General features: G+C 40.0%; 22 protein-coding genes and 2 pseudogenes. 19 read left to right on the top strand and 5 right to left on the bottom strand.

Annotation, left to right across the window (positions count from 1 at the left end; translation table 11 throughout):
* Positions 1-37: 37 nt before the first annotated feature.
* Positions 38-1,141, top strand: a complete 1,104-nt coding sequence (locus tag MKY34_RS15980) for a threonine synthase (RefSeq protein WP_342512117.1) — start codon at positions 38-40, stop codon at positions 1,139-1,141.
* On the opposite strand, the gene MKY34_RS15975 is transcribed toward MKY34_RS15980, so the two are convergent.
* From MKY34_RS15975 to MKY34_RS15965, 3 genes are all read right to left on the bottom strand, one after another.
* On the bottom strand, positions 1,128-1,352 hold the full coding sequence (locus MKY34_RS15975; RefSeq protein WP_342512116.1) for a hypothetical protein: 225 nt from the start codon (positions 1,350-1,352) through the stop codon (positions 1,128-1,130). The genes MKY34_RS15980 and MKY34_RS15975 overlap by 14 nt on opposite strands.
* 29 nt (positions 1,353-1,381) lie before the next feature.
* Positions 1,382-1,708 (bottom strand): nucleoside triphosphate pyrophosphohydrolase, encoded by a 327-nt coding sequence (locus tag MKY34_RS15970; protein ID WP_342512115.1) that lies wholly within the window; start codon positions 1,706-1,708, stop codon positions 1,382-1,384.
* A gap of 217 nt (positions 1,709-1,925) precedes the next feature.
* The gene (locus tag MKY34_RS15965; RefSeq protein ID WP_342512114.1) at positions 1,926-2,354 is read right to left on the bottom strand and encodes a hypothetical protein; all 429 of its coding nucleotides are present in this window, start codon (positions 2,352-2,354) and stop codon (positions 1,926-1,928) included.
* A gap of 475 nt (positions 2,355-2,829) precedes the next feature.
* On the opposite strand from MKY34_RS15965, the gene MKY34_RS15960 reads away from it, so the two are divergent.
* Both MKY34_RS15960 and MKY34_RS15955 read left to right on the top strand, forming a co-directional pair.
* Positions 2,830-3,414, top strand: coding sequence for a YdcF family protein (locus MKY34_RS15960; RefSeq protein ID WP_342512113.1), 585 nt, complete (start codon positions 2,830-2,832; stop codon positions 3,412-3,414).
* A 363-nt stretch (positions 3,415-3,777) separates the two neighbouring features.
* Positions 3,778-6,258: an EAL domain-containing protein gene (locus MKY34_RS15955; protein WP_342512112.1), complete on the top strand. Its 2,481-nt coding sequence runs from the start codon at positions 3,778-3,780 to the stop codon at positions 6,256-6,258.
* Between the two features lie 113 nt (positions 6,259-6,371).
* Here the strand turns inward: MKY34_RS15955 and MKY34_RS15950 are convergent, their stop codons facing one another.
* The gene (locus MKY34_RS15950; RefSeq protein WP_342512111.1) at positions 6,372-6,941 is read right to left on the bottom strand and encodes a biotin transporter BioY; all 570 of its coding nucleotides are present in this window, start codon (positions 6,939-6,941) and stop codon (positions 6,372-6,374) included.
* Between the two features lie 209 nt (positions 6,942-7,150).
* Between MKY34_RS15950 and MKY34_RS15945 the strand changes: the two are divergent.
* From MKY34_RS15945 to MKY34_RS15905, 9 genes and pseudogenes are all read left to right on the top strand, one after another.
* Positions 7,151-7,261: pseudogene (locus tag MKY34_RS15945) on the top strand (YvbH-like oligomerization domain-containing protein); the annotation flags it as partial.
* Positions 7,262-7,653: 392 nt separating this feature from the next.
* Positions 7,654-9,021, top strand: a complete 1,368-nt coding sequence (locus MKY34_RS15940; protein ID WP_342512110.1) for a sigma 54-interacting transcriptional regulator — start codon at positions 7,654-7,656, stop codon at positions 9,019-9,021.
* 251 nt (positions 9,022-9,272) lie between these two features.
* Positions 9,273-10,679: an MFS transporter gene (locus MKY34_RS15935; RefSeq protein ID WP_342512109.1), complete on the top strand. Its 1,407-nt coding sequence runs from the start codon at positions 9,273-9,275 to the stop codon at positions 10,677-10,679.
* 107 nt (positions 10,680-10,786) lie between these two features.
* Positions 10,787-11,782, top strand: a complete 996-nt coding sequence (gene speB, locus MKY34_RS15930) for an agmatinase (protein WP_342512108.1) — start codon at positions 10,787-10,789, stop codon at positions 11,780-11,782.
* Positions 11,783-12,041: 259 nt separating this feature from the next.
* Positions 12,042-12,827: a conserved phage C-terminal domain-containing protein gene (locus MKY34_RS15925; protein WP_342512107.1), complete on the top strand. Its 786-nt coding sequence runs from the start codon at positions 12,042-12,044 to the stop codon at positions 12,825-12,827.
* Between the two features lie 3 nt (positions 12,828-12,830).
* A complete protein-coding gene (locus MKY34_RS15920; RefSeq protein WP_342512106.1) occupies positions 12,831-14,105 on the top strand; it encodes a replicative DNA helicase in 1,275 nt (424 codons plus the stop codon).
* 2 nt (positions 14,106-14,107) lie between these two features.
* Positions 14,108-14,575 (top strand): hypothetical protein, encoded by a 468-nt coding sequence (locus MKY34_RS15915; protein ID WP_342512105.1) that lies wholly within the window; start codon positions 14,108-14,110, stop codon positions 14,573-14,575.
* 147 nt (positions 14,576-14,722) lie between these two features.
* Positions 14,723-15,622 carry a M23 family metallopeptidase gene (locus tag MKY34_RS15910; protein WP_342512104.1) on the top strand — a complete coding sequence of 300 codons (900 nt, stop codon included), beginning with the start codon at positions 14,723-14,725 and terminating at the stop codon, positions 15,620-15,622.
* Between the two features lie 148 nt (positions 15,623-15,770).
* On the top strand, positions 15,771-16,211 hold the full coding sequence (locus tag MKY34_RS15905) for an LURP-one-related family protein (RefSeq protein WP_342512103.1): 441 nt from the start codon (positions 15,771-15,773) through the stop codon (positions 16,209-16,211).
* Here the strand turns inward: MKY34_RS15905 and MKY34_RS15900 are convergent.
* Entirely contained in the window at positions 16,138-16,527 is a 390-nt protein-coding gene (locus MKY34_RS15900) for a hypothetical protein (RefSeq protein WP_342512102.1), read from the bottom strand. The two genes, MKY34_RS15905 and MKY34_RS15900, sit on opposite strands and share 74 nt — an antisense overlap.
* Before the next feature lie 369 nt (positions 16,528-16,896).
* Here MKY34_RS15900 and MKY34_RS15895 point away from each other — a divergent pair, with 369 nt between their 5' ends.
* The 7 genes and pseudogenes from MKY34_RS15895 to MKY34_RS15865 all read left to right on the top strand — a co-directional run bounded on the left by MKY34_RS15895 (position 16,897) and on the right by MKY34_RS15865 (position 23,648).
* Entirely contained in the window at positions 16,897-17,538 is a 642-nt protein-coding gene (locus MKY34_RS15895; protein WP_342512101.1) for a YfbR-like 5'-deoxynucleotidase, read from the top strand.
* A 152-nt stretch (positions 17,539-17,690) separates the two neighbouring features.
* Entirely contained in the window at positions 17,691-18,131 is a 441-nt protein-coding gene (locus MKY34_RS15890) for a cell wall hydrolase (RefSeq protein ID WP_342512100.1), read from the top strand.
* A gap of 432 nt (positions 18,132-18,563) precedes the next feature.
* Positions 18,564-19,055 (top strand): annotated as a pseudogene (locus MKY34_RS15885) (LURP-one-related family protein).
* 878 nt (positions 19,056-19,933) lie between these two features.
* A complete protein-coding gene (locus MKY34_RS15880; protein WP_342512099.1) occupies positions 19,934-20,188 on the top strand; it encodes a hypothetical protein in 255 nt (84 codons plus the stop codon).
* Complete coding sequence (locus tag MKY34_RS15875; RefSeq protein WP_342512098.1) at positions 20,169-20,906, top strand: hypothetical protein; 738 nt, start codon at positions 20,169-20,171, stop codon at positions 20,904-20,906. Before MKY34_RS15880 ends, MKY34_RS15875 begins: the two co-directional genes overlap by 20 nt.
* 638 nt (positions 20,907-21,544) lie before the next feature.
* The gene (locus tag MKY34_RS15870) at positions 21,545-22,249 is read left to right on the top strand and encodes a FadR/GntR family transcriptional regulator (protein ID WP_342512097.1); all 705 of its coding nucleotides are present in this window, start codon (positions 21,545-21,547) and stop codon (positions 22,247-22,249) included.
* A gap of 73 nt (positions 22,250-22,322) precedes the next feature.
* On the top strand, positions 22,323-23,648 hold the full coding sequence (locus MKY34_RS15865) for an FAD-binding oxidoreductase (protein WP_342512096.1): 1,326 nt from the start codon (positions 22,323-22,325) through the stop codon (positions 23,646-23,648).
* The last annotated feature ends 2 nt before the right edge of the window (positions 23,649-23,650 follow it).

The following is a 23,650-nucleotide window of genomic DNA, read 5'->3' as shown; positions in this document are numbered from 1 at the left end:
CATGAAGAGAAAAACATAGTTGGAGGGGGATGAAAAAATGGAACGATACCGCTGCAATGATTGTGAGAAAGAATATACGATCACACCAACTTTATGGCGATGCGCGTGTGGTGGCGTTTTTGATTTAGTGAAAGTGGCGCCAACTATTGATATAACGGCTTGGAATAACTATCCGAACTCGTTATGGCGTTATGTGGAAACGATGCCATTCACCAAAGATTCTAAGACATGGGAACAGGTCACAATGGGAGAAGGGCAAACGCCTCTCATTGTGCTGGACCCTCAAGAACCTAATACCTATGTCAAAGTGGAATATATGATGCCGACCTTATCCTTTAAAGATCGAGGAGCCGCTGTGTTAATGACGAAAGCGCAGGAATTAGGCGTTTCCAAAGTCATTGCGGATAGCAGTGGGAATGCTGGAACGGCAATTGCAGCTTATGCGGCACGTTGCAACATCGCGTGTGATATCTATTTGAGCGATGAAACTTCACCAAAAAAGATTGCGCAAGTCAAAGCACACGGTGCAACCATTAAACAAATTCACGGGACGCGAGAAGACATTGCCGCCGCAGCCCAACGAGCGGTAGAGGAAGAAAATGTTTTTTACGCCAGCCATGTATATAATCCTTACTTCTATGAAGGTACGAAAACATATGCCTATGAAATTTATGAACAACTAAAAGGCGCCCCTGACACGTTAATCATCCCCGTTGGAAACGGCACGCTTCTTTTAGGTGCATATTATGGCTTTAATGAGTTATTGAAAAATGGATTGATTGAAAAAATGCCAAAAATCGTTGCCATTCAAGCCACGAATTGTGCGCCACTTGCAAATGCTTACCAAGCTGGAGATACATCTGCACAAGCTGTTGCGAATAGCGGAACGTTAGCGGAAGGGATAGCGATTGCAGCGCCGGCGCGTTCTAAACAAATTTTGGAAGCGGTCCGCAATACCAATGGGACATTTATGGCGATTGAAGAAGGGGAGATTGTAAGTGCGCGCGCTGAACTAAGTGCAAAAGGATTTTACGTGGAAGTGACATCAGCCGTAAACTATGCCGGCTATCTCAAGTATTCGAAAGGGCTAGAAGAAAAAATAGTGATTCCGCTTTGTGGTGCGGGGATTAAATCGAAATAATTGTTCTTGATATTACAAAAAGACGGGAAAGTAGTTTTTCAATATGATTGTAGGCGGGAAAGGAAGTGCCCCACTTTCCATCATCCGCATCCGGTTGGGGGATGGACAAATAGTCATCAGTCAGTATTTTAATGTCAACCTTACGCATGGCGGCTTCCCGTAAGGCTGGTAACACTTCCTTCACGCCGGATTTTATAAGAAATGCTGTCATCGAGCAAATTCTGAGTAATTAACCGTAATTTAGTTATCTTCTACTTCCACTAAAAAGATCCGCTCCCCGAAGCCACCCCGTTTAGCCGCTTTCTCCGCACGCACTGCTTCTAGCTCTTCCACCGTCACCCCGTGAAACTTCGCCGCTGCGTGAATCAATTCCAGCAAATCAGCCAGTTCTTCAACTGCATCGTTCGGGGTGATAGTTTCCTCGTATTCCACCAATTCCTCATGCATCTTCTTGTTCACTTCTGTTATGTATTGTGAGTCATCCAATCTATAGGTGACACAAGTTTTACTGTCCTTTTTGATAATGTCAGGAATCAGGTCACGCACAAGCTTATTGTAGATAGGCATATAATCTCCTCCTTTGGGGCCGGTTTTCTATATTTTAACATATAAGCTAGTGGCACGTGAATGGCATGACGGATCATGACAAACTTGAACCGTGAAGCGGATAAAGTTTAATTGGAACTAAGGAGTTTTCGGATGTTGTAATAGTAGATAAATTAAAGTGGTTAACTATAAATAATTTAGCAAGCTACTACATAATGTCTTTGAATTGTGCGTTAGCTTATGTCCACAACTTTTCTAAATTTAAAGTAATCCAAGACGCTAATGTATGATCATTTTCGATATTTAACAAACCTTCGAAGACGGGTGCGTTATAGTCTAGTTTTTTTGATTCGGTGATTAGTGCTTTTAAAAAGTTATGTATATCTATTCGTATTTGAGGGTTTTTAAATTCACCATGTCCATCTGTAATATTTGACCAAATGAATTGTTTAATTTTCTCCGCTTGCACTTCTTCCTCGTTGGTTAACGTTATTTTCATAGTTGTTCCATTAATATGATACATTTTCTCAATCTTTTCGGAAGTATTTCCGAGGTTAAGCGTTTCTCCATCATTTGTATCTACGATAAATGGTTGTTCCTTTACCTCTAATCCCCAGCATTCAGCCAATTCTGACCAACTAAATCCTTTAAATGTATATTCACTCATTATTTTTCATCCCTTCGTTTTCTAAAGGTAGTGTATATTAGTAGAGCTGATGTTTATGATGGGCTCTGTTTTTATTTTGTATAATAAGAATGGGAAGACATAGAAAAAGGAACGGATGGACTAATCGCCGTCAGTTCCTCTACGAAGAATGCATTACGCATGAACTAAGTGCCACGAGTAAAGCCAATCCTTATTAATCGTACTTTTAGTTTGTCTGGATTATGTATTTTTGTCAAGGGAAGAAAACCTTGTAAGCGCATTGGGCATTAAAATACCTTGAGGATTATTAAAGAGTTGGTTTATGATCAAGCATTGAAAAGATAGCACTAAGATTAATAAGATGATGATTGATAGCTGTCTTTTATCTTCAGATGTTACGTATGAAAATCTTAGATGAGTAGCTTATCGTTAAATTAAGTATATTATTAGCAACCAGTATAATTTTGTAAAGGATTGATTTAAACTGACCAAAAAATTGGGATTAAGATTAGTCTTAACTGTAATCGTTATTTTTATTATTTTCACAAGCTATTCAGCCTATAGCATTTGGTCTTTTAGTGACAAAGTTCAATACGTTAAAACGGATGTGGCTGTGGTACTTGGTGCTGCTGTTTGGGATGATGAACCTTCACCTGTTTTACGTGAGCGGATTAATCATGCTATTTGGCTATATGAAAATGATTATGTCGATAAAATTATTTTTACGGGTGGCGAGGGGAAAGGTGAGAAGTATGCAGAGTCCGAGGTTGCAAGGGATTATGCTATTCAGAACAATATCAATTCCGAAGATATTCTAATTGAAACAAAGTCTAAAATTACTGAAGAGAATTTACAATACGCTTATGACATTGCGGTTGAGCAGAACTTCAATACCTTTACGATTGTAAGTGATCCTTTGCATATGAAAAGAGCCATTTTAATGGCAAAACACACTGGGATGGAAGCATACTCATCACCTACGCAAAGTTCCGTTTATAAGACATGGAAGAGTAAAAGTTCATTCTTCTTACGCGAGTTGTTTTTCTATATAGGTTATATATTCAGTTTGCCATTCAGGTAATTCAAGTTAGAAAAGGACTTTAATTAGTAATATTTTCTTGAGGTATTTTAACGTCATTATTGTACACTAGAGCCTTGTATTTAAGACAGTCCATTACGCCCCGGTGTCATTGGCTATAGCTTTGGAAGAAGATTTTCGCTAGATTGTGAAAGTCTTTTTTGTTTTAAAAGAAACAATATCTGCTCATGCTATTGCGTGATATTTCGAGAAATATAGTATATAGACGGAGTGCTAAATATCAAGCCGTAAATGTCGAATATTATCGAGAAAAGGACTATACTCTATTTTATAAAGGTATTTCGTGATAGTGATAAAGGCCTGTGCCGGATTTTGTGGAAGACAAAAGGAAAAGGGTCTTCTTTTATGCAATGGAGGGTTATTACAGCAGTGGATGCAACGGACGATATTAACAAACAATTGGAAATGGATCTTATCATAGCACTTGAAAAAGAGGAACTCCGACTTTATTATCAACCTAAAGTGGATATGGTGTCGGGGCAAATAGTAGGCGTGGAGGCATTAATTCGATGGGAGCATCCTGAGAAGGGGATGATTTCTCCAGTGGATTTTATTCCTGTCGCAGAAGAAACAGGACTCATATTGCCAATAGGGGAATGGGTGTTACGAACGGCTTGCAGGCAAAATCGAATGTGGCAAGAAGCAGGGCTTCGTCCATTCATTATGGCCGTTAACCTTTCTGCCCTGCAGCTGTATCAACCCGATTTAGTTCAAGTCGTTCAAGAGATTTTAGTGGAAACAAAACTGGCCCCTGAATACTTAGAGCTTGAAATTACGGAAAGTATGATGATGGATGTTCAACATGTGCTTCCGATTGTACAACAATTAAAGCAGATTGGTGTCCGACTCAGTTTAGACGATTTTGGAACGGGATATAGCTCCCTTCACTACTTGAAGGATTTTCCGATTGATGAAATTAAAATAGACCAGTCCTTTGTTCGAGCTTGTACACCTGATACGAAGGATGCCACGATTGTGAAAGCAATCATTGCGATGGCGCACCAACTGAACCTTGACGTTGTGGCTGAAGGAGTAGAAACAAAAGAGCAATTGTTTTTTCTTCAACAGCATTTGTGCAATAAGGCGCAAGGCTATTTGTATAGCAAACCCGTATTGCCAGAAGAGCTTGTCCAAAACTTTGCTAACATCGAAAAAACCGCTAAGCAAGAGGAAATTCCACAAGAGGCTAGCAGAAAAAAGTGGTTGGAAGTGGCATTGGAAAATGCACGTCAAGAATTGCAAGAGACCGTAAGACAGCAACAAGGGATGATTTTAAAATTTACCGAACGAAATGGAAAGTTCATACATACACTTTGTGATGGAGAATTGCTCTATAAAATAGGGCTTACCCCACAAAAACTTCTTGGAAAAGAGCTTTATGAAGTGTTGCCGTATCAAGAAGCGGAAAGAAAATCCACTTATTATCGTAAGGCGTGGCAAGGGCAAGAGGATATTAGTTACGAAGGGCAGCTCAATGGTGTTTCGTATTTTGCCTCTTTACGTCCCATCCTAAGAGCGGGGCAAGTCGTTGAGGTGATTGCTTCTTGTGTGGATATTACCGAAAGAATCGAAAGTGAAGAGCGTTTTCAAAAAATCGCGGAGTATTCCTTAACTGGGGTTGCGATTTATCGTGATGGGCGTATGCTGTATGCGAATCCAGCTGCGTTGAAAATTCTTCGAGAAGAGGAGAAATCGATCGATAGTTTTTCACTTGCTGATTTTCCTAAACTTGCCGAACAGGCATTATCGGAAGCGGAAATGGGAAAAGAGTTGCCCATCACTGAAATGAACCTCACATTACGTGACGGAAAAGTGATTGATATTGAAATGGCAACGGTCTCCATTAATTACGATGGAAGCCCAGCGGTTTTAGCATTATTTAGCGATGAGACAAAAAGAAAAGAAGCTGAACGAATATTCGAAAAATCGACGAAGGAGCTTAAAGATGTGAACTTTGCGTTAAACGAATCTTCCATCGTCGCTATTACCAATCGTACAGGCATTATTCAATTTGTCAATGATAAATTCTGTGAAATATCGAAGTACACAAGAGCTGAATTAATGGGGCAGGATCATAAAATTTTAAACTCTGGTTACCATCCCAAAGCGTTTTTCAAAGGGATGTGGAAAGCGATTGGTCAAGGTAAAACTTGGAGAGGCGAAATTCGCAATAAAGCAAAAGACGGTAGTTTTTACTGGGTACACACGACGGTCGTTCCTTTCCTAAATGACAAGGGAATCCCTTATCAGTATGTCTCGATACGCACAGATGTTACCGAAAGAAAACAGGTAGAAGAAGCGCTGCGACGTAGTGAAGAGAAGTTGACATATATGGCTTACCACGATACGTTAACGGATTTACCGAACCGTCGACTTTTTTTGAAGGAATTAGAGAAATCCTTAGAAGAAGCGAAGCGATATGAGCGAAAAATGGCCGTTATCTTTATAGATATGGATGAGTTTAAGCAGATTAACGACTCGTTTGGTCACGATGTAGGGGACGAAATCCTCAAATGCTTTGCTCGAATCGTTCAAGAATGTCTTCATGAAAATACCATCTTTGCAAGGCAAGGCGGAGATGAATTTACCATTTTAATTCCCGAAATACAAGAAGAACAAGATGCCGTCCATATCGCCAATCGCATTATCAACTCACTTCAAGACGCTAAGCGTATGCATCAGATGTTATGTAAAATGACTGCAAGTTTAGGGATTGCCTTTTATCCGAAAGACGGGAAAACAGGTGGGGAATTGATGAAATATGCGGATCGGGCTTTGTATAGGGCGAAGGCAGAGGGGCGAAATAGTTATAGGCTTTATTCGTGAGTGATGACGGTGAAATTATGAATTAGTGAATAGCAACTTGTATCCAATCATGTAAATAAATGCGATAGATAAGAGGCGTCCCATACGTTGATAGGGATGCCTCTTATTTACGATTATTTTGCGTTAGTACTCCATGCAGTTAGCGAATTTGTTGACTTCAAACGATTACGAACAGCGATACCGGCCCATGCGGCTATCAATGCTTTGAGGATACCTCCGATTAGAAACGGTGCAAATCCACCTATAAATGCCGCAGACCATGTGATATTGGCAATTATTTTTAACCAAACTGTCCCAAAAATTAACGCAATAAACATACCAATGATATTGGCGATGATTGCATTTTTTAGTGTGAAGCTTGTCTTTTCAAGAAAATAGCCAATGACCAAGGCTGTGGGAATAAATCCGACTAAATAGCCGCCCGTAGGCCCAACCAGAATGCCGAATCCAGCAGACATTTGTGCGAATACGGGCATACCGATTGCGCCCATACATAGGTAAATGATAACGGATAATGTTCCATAACGTGCACCTAAAATAGTGGCCGCAAGCCCGATGGCTAGCGTTTGTCCTGTGATAGGTACAAGCGGTAATGGGATTGTCATTTGTGCTAAGATCCCAATAATTGCCGCGAATAATGCTGATAAGATCATCATTCGTAATTTTGAACTAGATGCACTCATTTTGTGAATTCTCTCCTTAGGTTAACCTTTTAATTTGTTTTGTTTACTCATTTATTGTAGTATAAGTTCTTCATAATAGTCAACTCGATTTTCTAAAATGTTAACATAAAGAGCGAGATTTTGCTGAATGTCCAGATGAAACGACCTCGACTAGCGCGATAGGAATGGATTCCTTAACATTTGAAACAAAAGACGGCGCGTATTTTCAAGATCAATGTCCTCGGATGACCGAGTTTGGTTTCCCCTGGTTAACGGCTGTTCGTGACCAATACCACATCAAAGACTTTGGGGATATGTTTGAGAAATATATTAGCAATTAACTAGTTGTACATACTACCCTTGGGACCATTTTGTTGTAGACAAGGACTTTTCAAAGTGTGGATTTATTCCTCCCAAACATTCTTCGCAATATCATATGCGAGTGATAATTTATTCCATTAGCTCTCAAACTTTTCCTCTCAAAATAAACATGCAGGCGATAGGCACAAATGTCCCCCCTCCAAAGAACAAGACTTCTCCCTGTTCTTTGGAGGGTTCAACCTGAATCGTGAACACTCCATTCTCTTAGCTAATCAAACCTTTAGAAGAAGCACTCCATTTCTCCATAGCATTTTGGCAATCAAAGCAGCCATTTTGCCTGAAATGAAATAATATTCGAATTTATAGTCTCTTCTGAATAGTGTATAATCAATGATGACTAGGGGGGATTAGTATGCATTTAAGAGAGAATGCCTATATTCTTTTAAAACAAATACTAAAGCATTCTTTTGATGAAATTTTCATTACCGACGCTACAGGAAACATTATAGATATCGGACAATCCACAGAAAGTCTATTTGGGATTCCATATGAGAAAATGATTGGCCAGAATGTCTTTCAATTAGAAAAAGAGGGTGTTTTTTCTCCGTCAATCACTGCCAATGTGTTAAAAAATAAAAAAGAAGAAACCATTATTCAAGAAACAAAAAACAAGAGAAAACTGATTATTTCTGGGTCTCCAATTTTTAATGAGTCAAATAAATTGATTGGGGCGATTAGTTTTTCTAGGGATATTACAGAATTCGAATATTTGAAAAAGGAAAATGAACAGGTGGCAAAAGCCATACAACAATATCAGAAAGAAATAGCAGAGCTAAAAAAACACCACTCTCGTCCTTTTTTCTTGAAAAATAGCAAAATGGAACAGGTCTTTGACGTCGTATCCAAAGTAGCACATTTAGACATTACCGTCTTGTTAGAAGGAGAGTCAGGAGTAGGTAAAAATTATCTGGCACAAATGATTCACGATATGTCACCGAGAAAAAAGGAAGCGTTTATTGAAATAAACTGCGGTGCCATACCGGAGTCTCTTATTGAATCTGAATTATTTGGATATGATGATGGCGCCTTTACAGGTGCAAAAAAGGGAGGAAAGAAAGGCTATTTTGAAAGCGCCGGTGAGGGAACTTTATTTCTTGATGAAATTGCCGAACTCCCAATGAATCTTCAGGTGAAGCTATTATCTATTTTACAAAACCAATCCTTTATGAGGGTTGGTGGAAGTAAAAAAATTGAAATGAAATGCCGAATTATTTGTGCGACCAATCAAAAGTTGGAGGAAATGATTCGAAAAAAACAATTTAGAGAGGATTTATATTATCGCATTAACGTCGTTAAACTAACGATTCCTCCTCTAAGAGAACGCAGGGAGGAAATGCTTCCTTTAATTTATGAAATGCAAGAAGAATTCAATACGAAGTATGGAATGGATAAGCACTTTACGCCGGAGATGGTTGCTTGGATTAGCCAACAGGAATGGCCAGGAAACGTCAGGGAGTTGCGTAACTTTATTGAGAAAGTCATTATTACGACAGAGTCCAATGAAATTAACATTGAGGACATTGAAGACCCTACACATGGAGGATTAGCGAAAAGGGGGCAGCATGATATGACTTTGAATGAGTATTTAGAAAGCGTAGAAAGGGAGTTTATTATCAGGTTATTCAAGCAATATCCCAGCAGCATTAAATTAGCTAAAAGATTAGGCATTAGTCAATCGACCGCAAACCGAAAAATACAAAAATATCTTCATGGGCTATAGTCATTCTTGACTAACTATTAGTATAAGCGACTATATAAAATGGTTCCAAAAAGTAGCATTTACACAAATGATCACGGTAATAAGAAGGTTACAATGATAATCTGTACTGGGTAACGCTGGCAATCCTCCATTAGACTTCAGACTGGCATGGAAGTTGCAATTATTAAAGTGTATCCCGAAATACGGGTGTAATTTCCTGAAAGGGAATGAAAGCGCTTTAATGGGTCTGTTACAAATAACGGAGGAGGAATATGATGGGAGAAAGTAATCAGGGTACGAATAAGTTTATTGTCGGTATCGTTCTTGCTGTCCTTACATTTTGGTTGTTTGCCCAATCTATGATTAATATTATTCCTGCCATGCAAAAAGATTTGGGGGTTTCGCTTGGAACTCTAAACATCGCTACAAGTTTAACTTCACTATTTTCTGGTCTTTTTATTGTGGCAGCTGGCGGAATTTCTGATCAAGCAGGGCGTAAGAAATTAACCTTTGTCGGACTAACACTTAATATTATTGGCTGTTTGTTAATTATTATTTCACAAAGCGCCACCTTATTAATTGTTGGCCGTGTGATTCAAGGTATTTCAGCTGCGTGCATTATGCCAGCCACCATTGCCTTAGTGAAGTCAGCTTTTGACGGAAAAGACAGACAGCGCGCCCTTAGTTATTGGTCCTTCGGGTCGTGGGGGGGAGGAGGTTCAACCGCCTTAGTCGGTGGTGCGATTGCTACGTATATGGGATGGAGATGGATTTTTGTTTTTTCCATTGGCATTGCCCTCTTATCGATGTTTTTACTAAGGAACATTCAAGAAAGCAAGGCAAGTGAGCAAAGCAAAGAACGATTTGACTTTACCGGTTTTTTTCTTTTCATTGCTGTGATGTTGATGTTCAATTTGATTGTTACACGCGGCCAAGATTTTGGATGGACAAGTCCGTTAACCATTGGACTCATTGGGGGCGCCTTAGTAACAACTGTCTTATTCTTTGTGGTTGAAAGACAAAAGAAGAATCAGTTTATCGACTTTACCCTTTTTAAAACAAAAGCATACACGGGGGCTGTTGTATCAAACTTCTTACAAAATGGTATTGCAGCCACGGTCGTTGTGGCCAATACGTATATTCAATTGGCAAGGGGATTTACTTCCTTTCAAACGGGGTTACTTACCATCGGCAACGTCATTGCTGTGGTTGTCATGATTCGAGTTGGGGAGAAAATGCTTCAAAAAATGGGGCCAAGAAAGCCAATGCTTTGGGCCACATTCATCGCTTCTATAGGCATGAGTATGACTGCTATGACATTTTTGCCAGATTTCATTTATATCATTGTCGTATTTGCTGGCTTTCTAATTTCCGGCATTGGCCTTGGAATGTATGCAACACCTTCAATCGATACCGCTGTCACGAATATTGCCGATGACAAAGTGGGCGTAGCCTCGGGCATTTACAAAATGGCTAGCTCATTGGGATTCTCTTTCGGAATCGCCATTTCAACAGCTGTGTATGGGGTTTTGGTGGCTATCGGTAGTATTCATGTTGCAGCTACCATCGGAATCTTAGTCAATTTAGTTTTTGCTGTTCCGGCTTTGATCTTTGTATCGAAAACCATTCAACCAGAAGAAGTAAGGGCAAAGCCTGTACAGGCAATCAAAGTAGGATGAAAACTTTCCAAGTGAAAGTTTAAAGATATTAATTGGCACGAAAATTGCAATATAGTTTAGTGCATTATTTTTAACAAAATTGAAGGATACATGAGGAGGAAATAACAATGGTCAAACCTAGCGAGAAACAAATTCTGAACTTACCTTTTACTGGAATTAGTACATTCGGGAAATACCCCGTATGCCCTGATCTTAATCAATTGGATGCGGATGTAGCGGTAATCGGTGTACCAAATGATATGGGGACACAATGGAAATCCGGTGCAAGAATGGGGCCAAGGGGCATTCGCGAAGGTTCTACATTGTACAGTTTTGGACTTGAGGGTGCTTATGATATTGAAAACGATACCATGTATCTTGGTCCAGATTGGAAAGTTGTAGATTGTGGCGATGTTGATATGGTGCATGGGGATATTATGCAATGTCATGACAACACAGAAGAGGCAATCCGAAAAATAGTTTCCAAAGGCGCCATGCCTGTCGTATTAGGAGGGGATCATTCCATCACGGCGGCAGTTGGAAAGGGACTAGAGGAATTAGGTCCATTTCATGTGATTCAAATCGATGCCCATTTAGATTGGGCTGATCACCGTTCGGGTATGCGTTATGGCCACGGAAACTGTATTCGTCGTTTATCTGAGTTGGATCATGTACAGAAAATATTCCAATTTGGTATCCGTGGTATTAGCAGTAGTAAAAAAGAAGACGTTGACGCGGCGAGAGAATATGGCAGCGTTATCGTATCTCCGCGCAAGATGAGAAAAATGGGGTTAGAGCAATTATTAGAGCTAATTCCAGCAGGTGAAAAATATTATGTAACTATCGACATAGATGGTCTTGATCCTTCCATAGCGCCTGGAACAGGAACACCATCCCCTGGTGGTCTGCTCTATGATGAAGTGAATGAGTTATTGGAGGGAATTGCAAAAAGGGGGAATGTCATTGGTTTTGATATCGTAGAAGTTGCTCCCCCTTATGATCCTACTGGCATAACGGGGCAAGTGGCTGCACGCATCTCATTGGATTTACTGAGCTATGTTTTAAAAGAGAAAGAGAAAAAGAAAAAGAAAGAACGCGAAAAAGAACTTTCGGCTCAATTATAAAATTACAGGATTGAAATTGTTTTAAATCATTAAAATCGTTACTACCAAAAAGGAGTCTACCTGTTCGATATTGAACGAGTGGATTCCTTTTTTTGCGTTTTCAAGAAATCAATGCGGCCATGAAATCACTGTTGGTTTTGCGTGATGAACGCTATGAAAAATAAATTTGATTTGGTTGTATCCTTTTACGCATGCCGACTCTATATAAAGGGTGAAAGGCATTATTCGTCTAGGCAAAAGACGCTAAGGAGGATTCATAATGAATTTATTAATAGAAGAGTCGCCGCTTCAAGTGCTTCCGTCGCTCGCGATGCAAGTGGGATTAAATGAGGCCATTGTGCTCCAACAACTACATTTTAGGGCGCTCATCTCGACGAATGTTCGGGATGGGCATAAGTGGGTTTATAAAACATATGAAGAGTGGAAAAACGAAGAATTCCCGTTTTGGTCGGTCGATACGATTAAACGAGCGATTCGTAGGCTGGAGGATAAGGGCTATATCATTGCAACTTCTTCGTACAATCGGATGAAAATGGACAAGACGAAATGGTATCGCATTGATTATGCGAAGCTGCAACTTTTGACGGCTTCCACAGAGCAATCTGCGCCATCGACAATCGCAACATCTGACCAAGAGGACATGCAAATTGCTCCCTCTACAGAAGGCGAAATGCCCTTAGCAATAACCAAAGAGAATAAGAGTATTAAGAAAGATATTGTCGAGCATGACCTCGACGTTGTGTCTGTTATTGATTATTTGAATGACAAAACGAGCAAACAATTCAAAGCGTCTTCAAAGGCGACGGCGCGATTCGTAACAGCGCGTTTCCACGAAGGGTATACAGTGGCTGATTGCAAAAAGGTTATTGATACGAAGGTGAAACACTGGCTGGGTGATCCGCATTGGCAGAAGTATTTACGGCCTTCGACGTTATTCAATGCGACGAAGTTTGAAAACTATTTGGAAGAAGCGCGAGGGAGTGACTTGCCTACAAGCAGACCACCAAAGCCATTCGAATTAGACTTTAGCAAAGGGGAGGCGTAACGGATGGAACGTCATGAGCAAATTGAAAAAAGTGTGTTGGGGTCGATGTTGACGGAGAATTATTTAATCGTCGACGGTGCTGTGAAACAAGATTTTTTCCTCAGTCATATTCATAAAAATATTTTTGGTTGTATGCAAGCATTACTGGCGAAAGGGCGTCCCGTCGACTTTGTGACGTTACTGACGATGATGGAGCCCGCTGCGCTTGGTGGTGCGAATTACTTGGCGGAATTAACGCATTTTGCAAACCCGACGAAGTTTGACCGTTATGTGGACATGATGTGCGAAGCATGGAAAAACCGTGTGAAAAATAGAATCCTTATACAAGCGAAGGAAGAGGATTGGGAAATCGGTATGATTCAACAAGCGTTTGAGGAGTTGGAAAAGGAGGGCAATGCAGGAATCGAAACGAATATTAGTATGGATTTGATGAAAATGGGGGAAAGACCTTATGAAGAGGTGCAGCATACACCAGGTGTGCCAACAGGATTGAATGACTTAGATAAACTGCTTGATGGCTTTCAACCTGCTGAATTAATTATCATTGCCGCGAGACCGTCGATGGGGAAGACGGACACGTTGAATCATTTTGCGCTCCATGCAGGATTAGCGGGCTATAAGCCCATCATCTTTTCGCTAGAAATGAGCAGAACCTCGATGATTGACCGATTCATCGCAATAACAGGCGGCTATAATCGATTACGCATGCGGAATCCTTACACACATTTCACTGAAAAGCAAAAGTCGAACTGGCTTCCGACACTCGGCAGGTTAAGTGAAGCGAATATTCATATCGATGACCGCGCTGGGCTGACCGTGTCCCAAATGCGTGCCGCCGCTAGAAGAATCATGCATACGGAGCCGAAACTGAAACCGATACTCTTCATCGATTATTTGCAAATCATCCGTGGCGACACCCCGAGCCACAATCGGACGGAAGTCGTAGGACAAATTAGCAGCGAGTTAAAGCAAATAGCGAAAGAATTTAACTGCCCTGTTGTTTGTCTGTCCCAACTGAACCGCAGTGTCGAAACCCGTGACAACAAACGCCCCGTCATGAGCGATCTACGCGACTCGGGCAATATTGAACAAGATGCGGATGTTATCGGCTTTTTATACCGCGACGATTATTACGATAAGGAGACGGATAGACCAGGCTTGCTTGAAATTCAGATTGCCAAACATCGCAATGGCCCCACAGGCACAGCAACTGTGGGTTATGTGAAGGAAACGGGGATTCTTCACAACATCGACTGGACGAGAGAAAGGATGGCGTGAACATGGTTTCTGTACAAGAAGTACTTCAGCTGGCCATTGAAATGGACATGGTTCACTTGGCGCACCGAATTTTTTGGGCAATTGGCAATGGCAAAGTGACAGTGGAAGATGATTCCAAACGGCTGGATGTTATCGACTATGACGACGAGGCAATTTCGAAAATGGTCATGCAAAATCAGTTAGATATTGGTAAAGTCAAACTGTACGTCGCTCAAACAACACAGCCAGATCGATTCGCATTCTACTATAGTGAAAATGTGTTAGAAGCACACGCGCTTCACCAGGAGATGTTCAGAGAGACTCCTAAACGATTGATGAACGCCTCGTATTTAATGCCAAAGCTCTTTCATTTTGATGAAAGGAGTACTGCGGACATTTTATATTTCCACCGCAATAAAGTTGTCGCCTATCCGTATTATTTGGGACATGCCAGGGCGGGGGAGCGGGTGTTGGTGCGGAAGAGTAGTTGAGTGTGAGTCGCTGGTCTTAGAATGGATGGAAGAAATACGCGTTGTTTTGGAAATAGGTGCATTATTCTTGATTAGTAACAGTTGAAACTTATTTGAATTCTCGCCGTAAATAAAGCTATCAAATATATTTTGAGGGGGACGATTATTATGGTACCGATTATTTTTACAGTGGCGATGTTACTCGTTTTGCCACTTATATTTATAGGGACGCTTTGGAAAGTGAAGTTTAAAACGAGATTAGAATGGTTGTTGGACGCATTGACGACTGTTTTTTTTATCGTATGGGTTTTCCAATCAGGTGCCTGGAGCTGGATTGGCTACTATTTTCGATTTTTACTTTTAGCGCTACTCATTGTGGCACTTGTTTTCTCGTGGAAAAAAGCGCGACGACTTCCTTTTATCATGAAATACTCGAACAATCAAAAATTTACATTGGGCGTACACGGTTTCCTCTTACTCATATTCGGTGCATATAACGCCTTCGTCTTCACGAGTTATTCAACAAAGGATACAACACTTATGGTAGATTTTCCGTTACACGAAGGCACGTATTATATCGGGCAAGGCGGTAATCATGTGCAGATGAATTATCATCAGGCGTATGAACCGCAACAATATGCGTTAGATATTCTTGCGCTTAACTCCGTTGGTACACGTGCGAAAGGGCTCTATCCAAAAGCACTACAAAAATACGAAATTTTTGGTCATCCTATTTATAGTCCTTGCGGTGGTACTGTTATCGGAATGGAGAATGGATTGATTGATTCAATACCACCTGAAGCAGATCCCAAAAATGCGACAGGGAATTATGTTGCGCTTACGTGTGATATTGCGAAAGATACCGTAATTTATTTAGCACATATGCAAGAGGGAAGTGTAGCTGTTCAAGAAGGTGTACATGTAGAAGCAGGGCAATTGCTTGGTAAAGTTGGGAACACGGGGAATACGAGCGAACCACATTTACATATCCACGCGGAAAAGAATGGCATCGGTGTGCCTTTAAAATTTCACAATCGCTTTCTTGTAAGGAACAGTTTAGTCCGTTGACTTTGCAACGTAAACTATACAGGTTATTGCCCCAATTATGCGGTGTTAAATAAAGAAATCCCTCCAGTAATGAAACCTTTCTTCATTAGTATCGTGTGAGAGATAAAAGGATTGATTGGGAATAGTCTTTCGATACGGGAGGGATTGCATGAGACAGCTGTATATTAAGCAAAAGGTATTGAGCCTAAGCGGCAAGTTTTCGGTGAAGGATGAGCTGGAGAACGAAGTGTATTTTGTGGAAGGGAGCTTCATGCAAGTGCCGAAGACATTTTCCATTATGGATGTGGCCAGACAGGAAGTTGCGATAATTACGAAGAAAACATTTAGTTTCCTACCGACTTTTTTGGTCGACGTGCATGGTCAAGAAACGATGATGATTAAAAAGGAATTTTCTTTTTTGAAAGCACGTTATTCAATCGATGCGGCTGGGATAGAAGTACGGGGAAATTGGTGGGACATGGATTTTGAAGTGTACCAAAACGGAGCAATGATTGGTGCTGTCAGCAAAAAGTGGTTCACATGGGGCGATAGTTACCAGTTACAAATTGCGGATGATGAAATGGAACCGCTTCTCGTGGCACTTGGGTAGCGGCGGCAGTCACCATAATTCGGTTATAAGGAGCGTGGTCTTCCCAACCGGTGCTACCGTCATCCAGCTTGAAATGGATGTTAGAGAAACCGGCTTTTTCCAATCTTTCTTTTGCCTGTTCATGCAAGGCTGCAATTCGTTCAATTGTATAAACGGAGTTCGAAAAGGCGGCGAGTAGGGTGGTCTGGAAGCCGGATCCGGTTCCAATTTCCAGCTCTTTTGAATGGTGCTGCAATTTGATGGCCAATGTCATTTCGAGTACGAAGGAAGGCTGGGAAATGGTTTGTTCATGCCCGATTGGAATGGCCTCGTCCATATAGGCGAATTAAACATATGTGGATTGAATGAACCATTGTAGAGGCTGTTAATTTTCATGACGATAAATCTTTATCGTCATGAAAATTAATGGTCTTTTGTATGTATAGAGAGGAAAAATCCAGATGCCATAGTTAATCATATTATTGAGAAGTGGCTGAACGGACTACCGAAGCACGGCCTGTGTGACTAAATTCTTGCTTGTATGATATTAGTCCCTTTCCTGCATACTTTAGTCAGAATAAGGGAAAGTATTGAAAGACAATGCTTAAAGCGAACACAGCCCTGTTATAAAGTATAAATATGAGTCGTTGTCTGACTAGGTTTTCTATGCGATAGCCCCCAAAACTAAAGAAAGGTGATGAATATGATGGGTGTACATCAATATTTTAAAAGCTTATCTGATTTAGAACAAATTATTCGTTGTCCAGGAAAGTTTAAATATCAGGAGCATTCCGTCGCCAGTCATTCATTTAAGGTTACAAAAATCGCTCAATTTCTTGGAACGGTCGAAGAGGAATCTGGTCGGAAAGTGGATTGGAGAATCCTATATGAAAAGGCATTGAACCATGATTACGCGGAACTTTTTACGGGAGATATAAAGACGCCAGTTAAATATGCTTCGAAAGAGTTGAAGCAACTATTCAGTGAAGTAGAGGAGGAAATGACAAGAAAGTTTGTAGAAAAGGAACTTCCATCTGAGTTTCAAGACATTTATTTGGAGCGATTTAAAGAAGGTAAAGATGAAACATTGGAGGGGTGCATTTTATCTGTTGCTGATAAAATTGATTTGCTTTATGAAGCATTTGGTGAGATTCAAAAGGATAATCCAGAGCCTTTGTTTATAGAGATATACGAAGAAGCATTAAGGACAATACTGCTGTTTCAAGATATGAACTGTGTACAATACTTCCTAGAACATATTCTTACGGATATGCTTAGTGAACGATTTACTGAACATGACGAGTTAACGGGCATTGCAATGCGGATAATTGAAGAACATGGAGGATAAAAGAAACACATAAAAATATCCAGTTCTAAAGCAAACTAACGTACACGCTAAACTTCCACAGATAGGGCGCTCGCTGAAGTGGTAGATATTCCTTTTTTTGGAAATGACATCAATGTACACTTTCTTTCATACCATACAGTTGGGGTGGAAAAATGGCAAGAGTCAAATATCGAGATGCAGACGTTGATCTAATGGCAAGGATGATGAGAGCGGAAGCTGAAGGTGAAGGAAAGCAAGGGATGTTATATGTTGGCAATGTTATTGTTAACCGTGCGGTCGCGGATTGCTTGGACTTCGGGGACGTAAGATCAATTGAAGATGTCATTTTTCAGGTGCAAGGAAATAATTATTCTTTTGAAGCCGTGCAAAAAGGGAATTTATTTTATCAGAGAGCGAGATCTACAGAAAAAAGGTTAGCAAAACAAAATTTGGATCATTGGAGAGAACATCCAGCGAAATTCGCCCTTTGGTACTTTAATCCGTATGCTCCCTGTCCTCCAACCTGGTACGGGCAACCTTTTACTGGTCAATTTAAAAATCATTGTTTTTATGAACCAGCAGCAGGAACATGCGCAAGTGTTTATAATGGTTAGGTTTTCTGGTGTTAGGGGAGAAAAGTAATGAACCTCCAATAACTGTCATGTAAGCTGGGTATTTACTTCTTTGCAAAAACTTCATTGAATAAGGTGCCAGGTTCTAACGCAATTCTGAATTGTGTTAGAACCTGGCATTTTTATTTATTCTGGGAGTAACCGAAACGCTTGGCCAATGTCAAAGCTCCTTCATTTCGATGAAAGGGGTCCGTGTACATTTTATACTTCCACCGCCAACAATTTGTTGCATGCCCGTATTATCTGGGACATACCTGGGCGGGGGAGCGGGTGTTGGTGCGGAGGTGGGTTTGAGTGATGCCAGGTTCTAAATGTGTGGTGCTAAAAAGAAACTCCTCCAAAATTGAAACGTTTCTTCATTCGTTTCGTATGAAAGATAAGAGGATTGATTAGAAATCGTCTGGGGGGGATTGCATGAGACAGCTGTATATCAAGCAAAAGGTATTGAGCTTGAGTGGTAAGTTTTCGGTGAAAGATGAACTGGAGAACGAAGTGTATTTTGTGGAAGGGAGCTTCATGCAAGTGCCGAAGACGTTTTCGATTATGGATGCGGCCAGGCAGGAAGTTGCGATGATTACGAAGAAAACATTTAGTTTCCTGCCGACTTTCTTGGTGGATGTACATGGGCGAGAAACGCTGATGATTAAAAAGGAATTTTCTTTTTTGAAAGCACGGTATACGATTGATGCCGCCGGGATAGAAGTACAGGGAAATTGGTGGGACATGGATTTCGAAGTGTACTAAAACGGAGAAATGATCGGCGCCGTCAGCAAAAAGTGGTTCACATGGGGCGATAGTTACCAGTTACAAATTGCGGATGATGAAATGGAACCGCTTCTCGTGGCACTTGTTGTGGCGATTGATTGTGCGAAAGCTGCTCAGGGGGCTGCTGGTGGTGGGGGATGAATGAAAGGTGCTGTTCTCACGGGGGACTAGGTACTGAAACCATTCTTGTTCTTTCGCGGATTGTGATATTGTCAATACCCATTCAGACCCATGGCACCTATCGATGAGATGTTGGAATAAGCCACTGTGGAAGGAATGCCATTGAAAGAAAAATGGGATGAAGTGAGAAGGGGATTAAGGTGAGACCTTGAGGGTACCGGATTCCGAAACAATTTCAAATTATTTTTCAGAACCTATTACCGTCTCTGATTGATATCCGGTTGGTTCCCTATCCGAAGTTGCAACAGATATGAAAGTATGAATAAAGGTCTTCCAGGGTTGCGACACCACGATGGAAGACCTTTTCTTTACATGTTGGAGTAAGAAAAAATGATTATAAAAAACTTTTCCTATTCTCTTTCTCAATGTATTCCGCCAGTATTTGGGAAAGAGTCTTGTTAGTTTTTTTATGAACAGCGAACATATAGTTTACAAAGGGGGAAATCCAAAAACTTCGTGGGTTTATCAAGAAGTTTATTCGAATTTTTCCCGGTGTAGCGACTGTTGACGGATTTATCTGCTAGGCTAATGAGCATTTCGGCATATTCCAAACCCTTCACAGCATGACGGTATTGGCGAATATCGTAGTTTTGTGGAGTAAGTTGAAAATGTGGGAGGAAATTGGGAAAGGTTAAGTATTGTTCAAAAAACGAATTGTCAAATGGCCACAATCTAAAAAATAAAATTCTTATAAACCAATACGATAAAGGGAAAGAAGTAAAAAATACTAACGATATAATCGGGTAATATAATATTAAAAAGTACGTTAATAACGGAACTATCAAGTTGATTGGCCAAGAGATGAAATTAATCATTTTCAAGTTGCCGCGAAAACGTTCATGGGAAAAGTCGGGAAGTTTTATAAATCAATTACAGATGAAAGTTTTATGGGGCACTATTTAGATGTTGAATACTATTACAAGGTCGATTATTGGGTGACTTCTGGTGATTTAAAAGTGTACGAAAATATTAGCGGCGAAAAATTTGTTAATAGAAAATTGGGTGAGGAAAGGTCATCTATTGATTTATCATTAACAGGAACTTTTATTTTACATTATCGGAGGAGATATAGAAATGAAGTGGATATTGAATGAAAAAGTTTCTAACTATATTCTTTTTTTTGCTATGTTGTTTTACGCTGCCATGCCTTTATTTCCAAGTGAATTCTTTCTACCGTTCTTATTAATAGTATCTGCAATTTTATTGTTATTTTTACTACTAATTAAAACACCTTTCCCACATCATTATTTTTTTGTTATAAAACCAATTTTATTTGGTTTACTTCTCCTAGATTTAATGTATTTCATCTTGCAATTTGGAGAACACTTAAGCAAAAAAGGTGAGAGAGGTATCATTATTACGGTGCTTGTATTAATAATACTTGCGACAGGATATTATATCTTAAGAACGATGTTTAGTGTAATAATGCAAATAAATCCGGAAAAACAAGCTTTCATAGGGACGAGATCTATATATATAATTCTATTTTTTATGTTTTTATTATTTCCAGATATAGTGTTTTCATTTATTATTTATGATCTTATTTTTAGTCTGTATGATATGGAAACGGGAGGAGTGAAAGTTACTCGCTGGGACCAATTTTATTTTAGCTTCTCCCAGCATTTTATGACGGCACCGTCCAAAATAGGCAATAGTATGATTGAAATTTTATTAACTGATAATATCGGTCAATTTGCATTGAGTGTCCATACTATTTTAAATAAAGCAATGGAGTTTACTGGGATTTCCCTGTTTGCTAGTCTGCTTATTAATGGCTTCTATGGTAAAACTAAAGTAGATAAGTACAGTTAATTAATGTTTAACATTGAGTCGTGTAGGATAATAAGTACTTTTGACTTGGATTGTATCAATTGTTACTGAAAATATTAACAAGGGAGCGCGGCGGGATGCTTGAAATTACAGAAGAGGAGATTAAAACGCTAAAGATAGCGGGATTGATGTTCGTGTGGAGATAACTTCTACTTTAAAGGAAGATGGATTTATTCCATGCGCAAACACAGAATTTTAAGTCAAGAAACCTGATATTCATACGGGCCACCAAAACAATCAAAAGTATACATATTATCACTAGCCTTTAAAAGAATTACATCGACTTATTTCTGTGTAATTCTTTTTTTGTTTACCCGCTGAATGTGATTTATTCCTAGTAACCTGATACTTCAATTCACTCACCAAAAATCGGGAAAAAACCTCCCAAAGTTCAAATTTCCCCGTTAATCAGACAAAAACAAGCAAATTATAGTAGGGAATGTCCTGTTAAGATGCTTGTTCATAAAAAATGAATACAAAGCAACAATAACTCGTTCAATAATCCTAATATTCATTCAATTCTAAAATACTATTGAATATTCTGAATTCGGGTGATTTAATTAAAGCTACGAGATAGCTTGTCAGATATGTGATGTCTGTTAGGAAAGGTGGAAGGATTCATGATTGTTGAAAAAATTCCAACAAAGAAAGTATCGGAATCGGTTACAGAAGAAATTGAAAAGCTAATTGAAATGGGCACGTTTCAGGCAGGTGAGAAGCTTCCTTCTGTCCGTGAGCTGTGTGATTTGTTTGGTGTTGGAAGATCTGCGGTCCGTGATGCAATCACAACTTTAAGTGGAAAAGGAACCGTTTATGTGAAGCAAGGGGAAGGGACATATATTTGCGAGTTTGATTCATCCAATTTGTTTAACCATCATCTGTTACTTCCCAGTTCAAAAGATATCATTGAGCTTTTTCAAGTAAGAAAAATTTTAGAAACTGGAATAGCTGAAACATCCGCCATACACCGAACGGAGGAAGACTTACTGAAGATGGGGGAATGCATTTTCAATCCATCTGCCAACGAATGGGAGTCTGATTATCATTTTCATCTGGCAATGGCAGAATCAACGGGCAATGAAATGTTGATCCAATTTATGCGGTTTATTTCAGAAACGACTAAAAAATCGATGATTGATTTTCATCAATACATCAAGAAATATCCCGACACGGTTAAAAAAATCGAAAACCAGCATCTTGAAATCTACGAAGCTGTTAAAAAAAGGGAATCGACAAAAGCACATCGTATGATGAGCAACCATTTAAATTTTGTTGAGGAGGAGCTTTTGAAAAGCCATATTTTACAGCAGTCATTGCGGAAATAATGATGAATTTCAGTAGGATCGCGGTACCATAAAATCGTGTTTGTATTGACATAATAATTGGAGGTGTTTGCACTTGATCGCAACAGAGCTTGTAAGTGACTTAACATCAGTTATCCCGAAGGAACGAATCAAAGAAGGAGAAAATCCACACCATCCCCTCGGTAACAGCGGACAGGTGAGCGTTTTCCCAACTTTAGAAGAGGAAATCGCCGCTATCTTAAAATACGCCAACGATTATGGGAAAAAAATAACCGTGATGGGCGGAGGAACGAAAAGAGGGTTTGGCGGCTTAACTGAATCTGCGGATATCCTCCTTTCACTGGCGAATTATAAAGGAATTGTCGAGCATACAGCGGGCGACATGACACTTACCGTTAAGGCAGGCACAACCTTTCAAGAGCTGCAAGAATACTTAGCGAAGTACAACCAGAAAATTTCATTGGATCCTGCATGGCCTGAATTGGCAACGATTGGGGGTATTGTTGTAGCAAATGAAAGCGGTCCCAAACGTCTAGGATATGGATCTTCACGTGATGTGGTGATTGGACTTCGGAACGTTTATCCTGATGGAACCGTCATTCGTTCCGGTGGGAAAGTGGTGAAAAATGTGGCGGGGTATGATATGAACAAGCTTTTTATCGGTGCAATGGGAACACTCGGAGTTGTCTCAGAGGTCACTGTAAAGCTTCGTCCACTTGCAAAATGTGAAAGTCTTATCCTCGTATTTTTCCCGGAAGGCAATCTTGATGACATTCGAACGTTTTCCAAAACGCTTTTAGATTCAACGTTGGAGCCTATCACGCTTGAATTATTGAATCCTTCTTTAGCTCAAAAGCTTAGTGGACAATTTACGTATACGTTAGCAATCTCTTTTGAGGATGTAGAAAGCTCTGTGCGTTATCAAGAAAAAATTGTTCAAAGCATCCAGCCTCCAGGTACAAGCATAGACATTCTTTCTCAAAATGAAGCCCAATTATTTTGGCATCAGTTTTACACGATTTGTCCGAATGGTGCAGAGGAATACACAAGGAAGGAAACAGTGGCCTCTCTGAAAATTGGGGTTGTGAATCTCGATGTCCCAACTGTGATACGGGAGAGTGAAGCGTTAATGGACTCATTCAATTTAAAAGTTGAGGCGCATGGTGGCCTAGGGCATGGATTATGCCAAGTACATCTAACAGGCACGAGTGAGGATATTGAAGGAGCCATTCACCACCTGCGAAATAGGATTGCGAAGCTTGGCGGTTATGTGGTTGTGAAGCATTTACCTTTATCTCTCCGTCAGAAAGTGGATGTTTGGGGGGAGAAGCCATCGTATTTCTTCTTATTAGAAGGAATTAAATCAAAGGTTGATCCAAACAAAATTCTTAATTCGAATCGATTCGTGGGAGGGATTTAAAC

It is taken from the genome of Sporosarcina sp. FSL K6-1522, from assembly GCF_038622445.1.
Classification (GTDB): Bacteria; Bacillota; Bacilli; order Bacillales_A; family Planococcaceae; genus Sporosarcina.
Note: the sequence above shows the minus strand (reverse complement) of the source record. Positions and strands in the feature narration are given on the sequence as shown.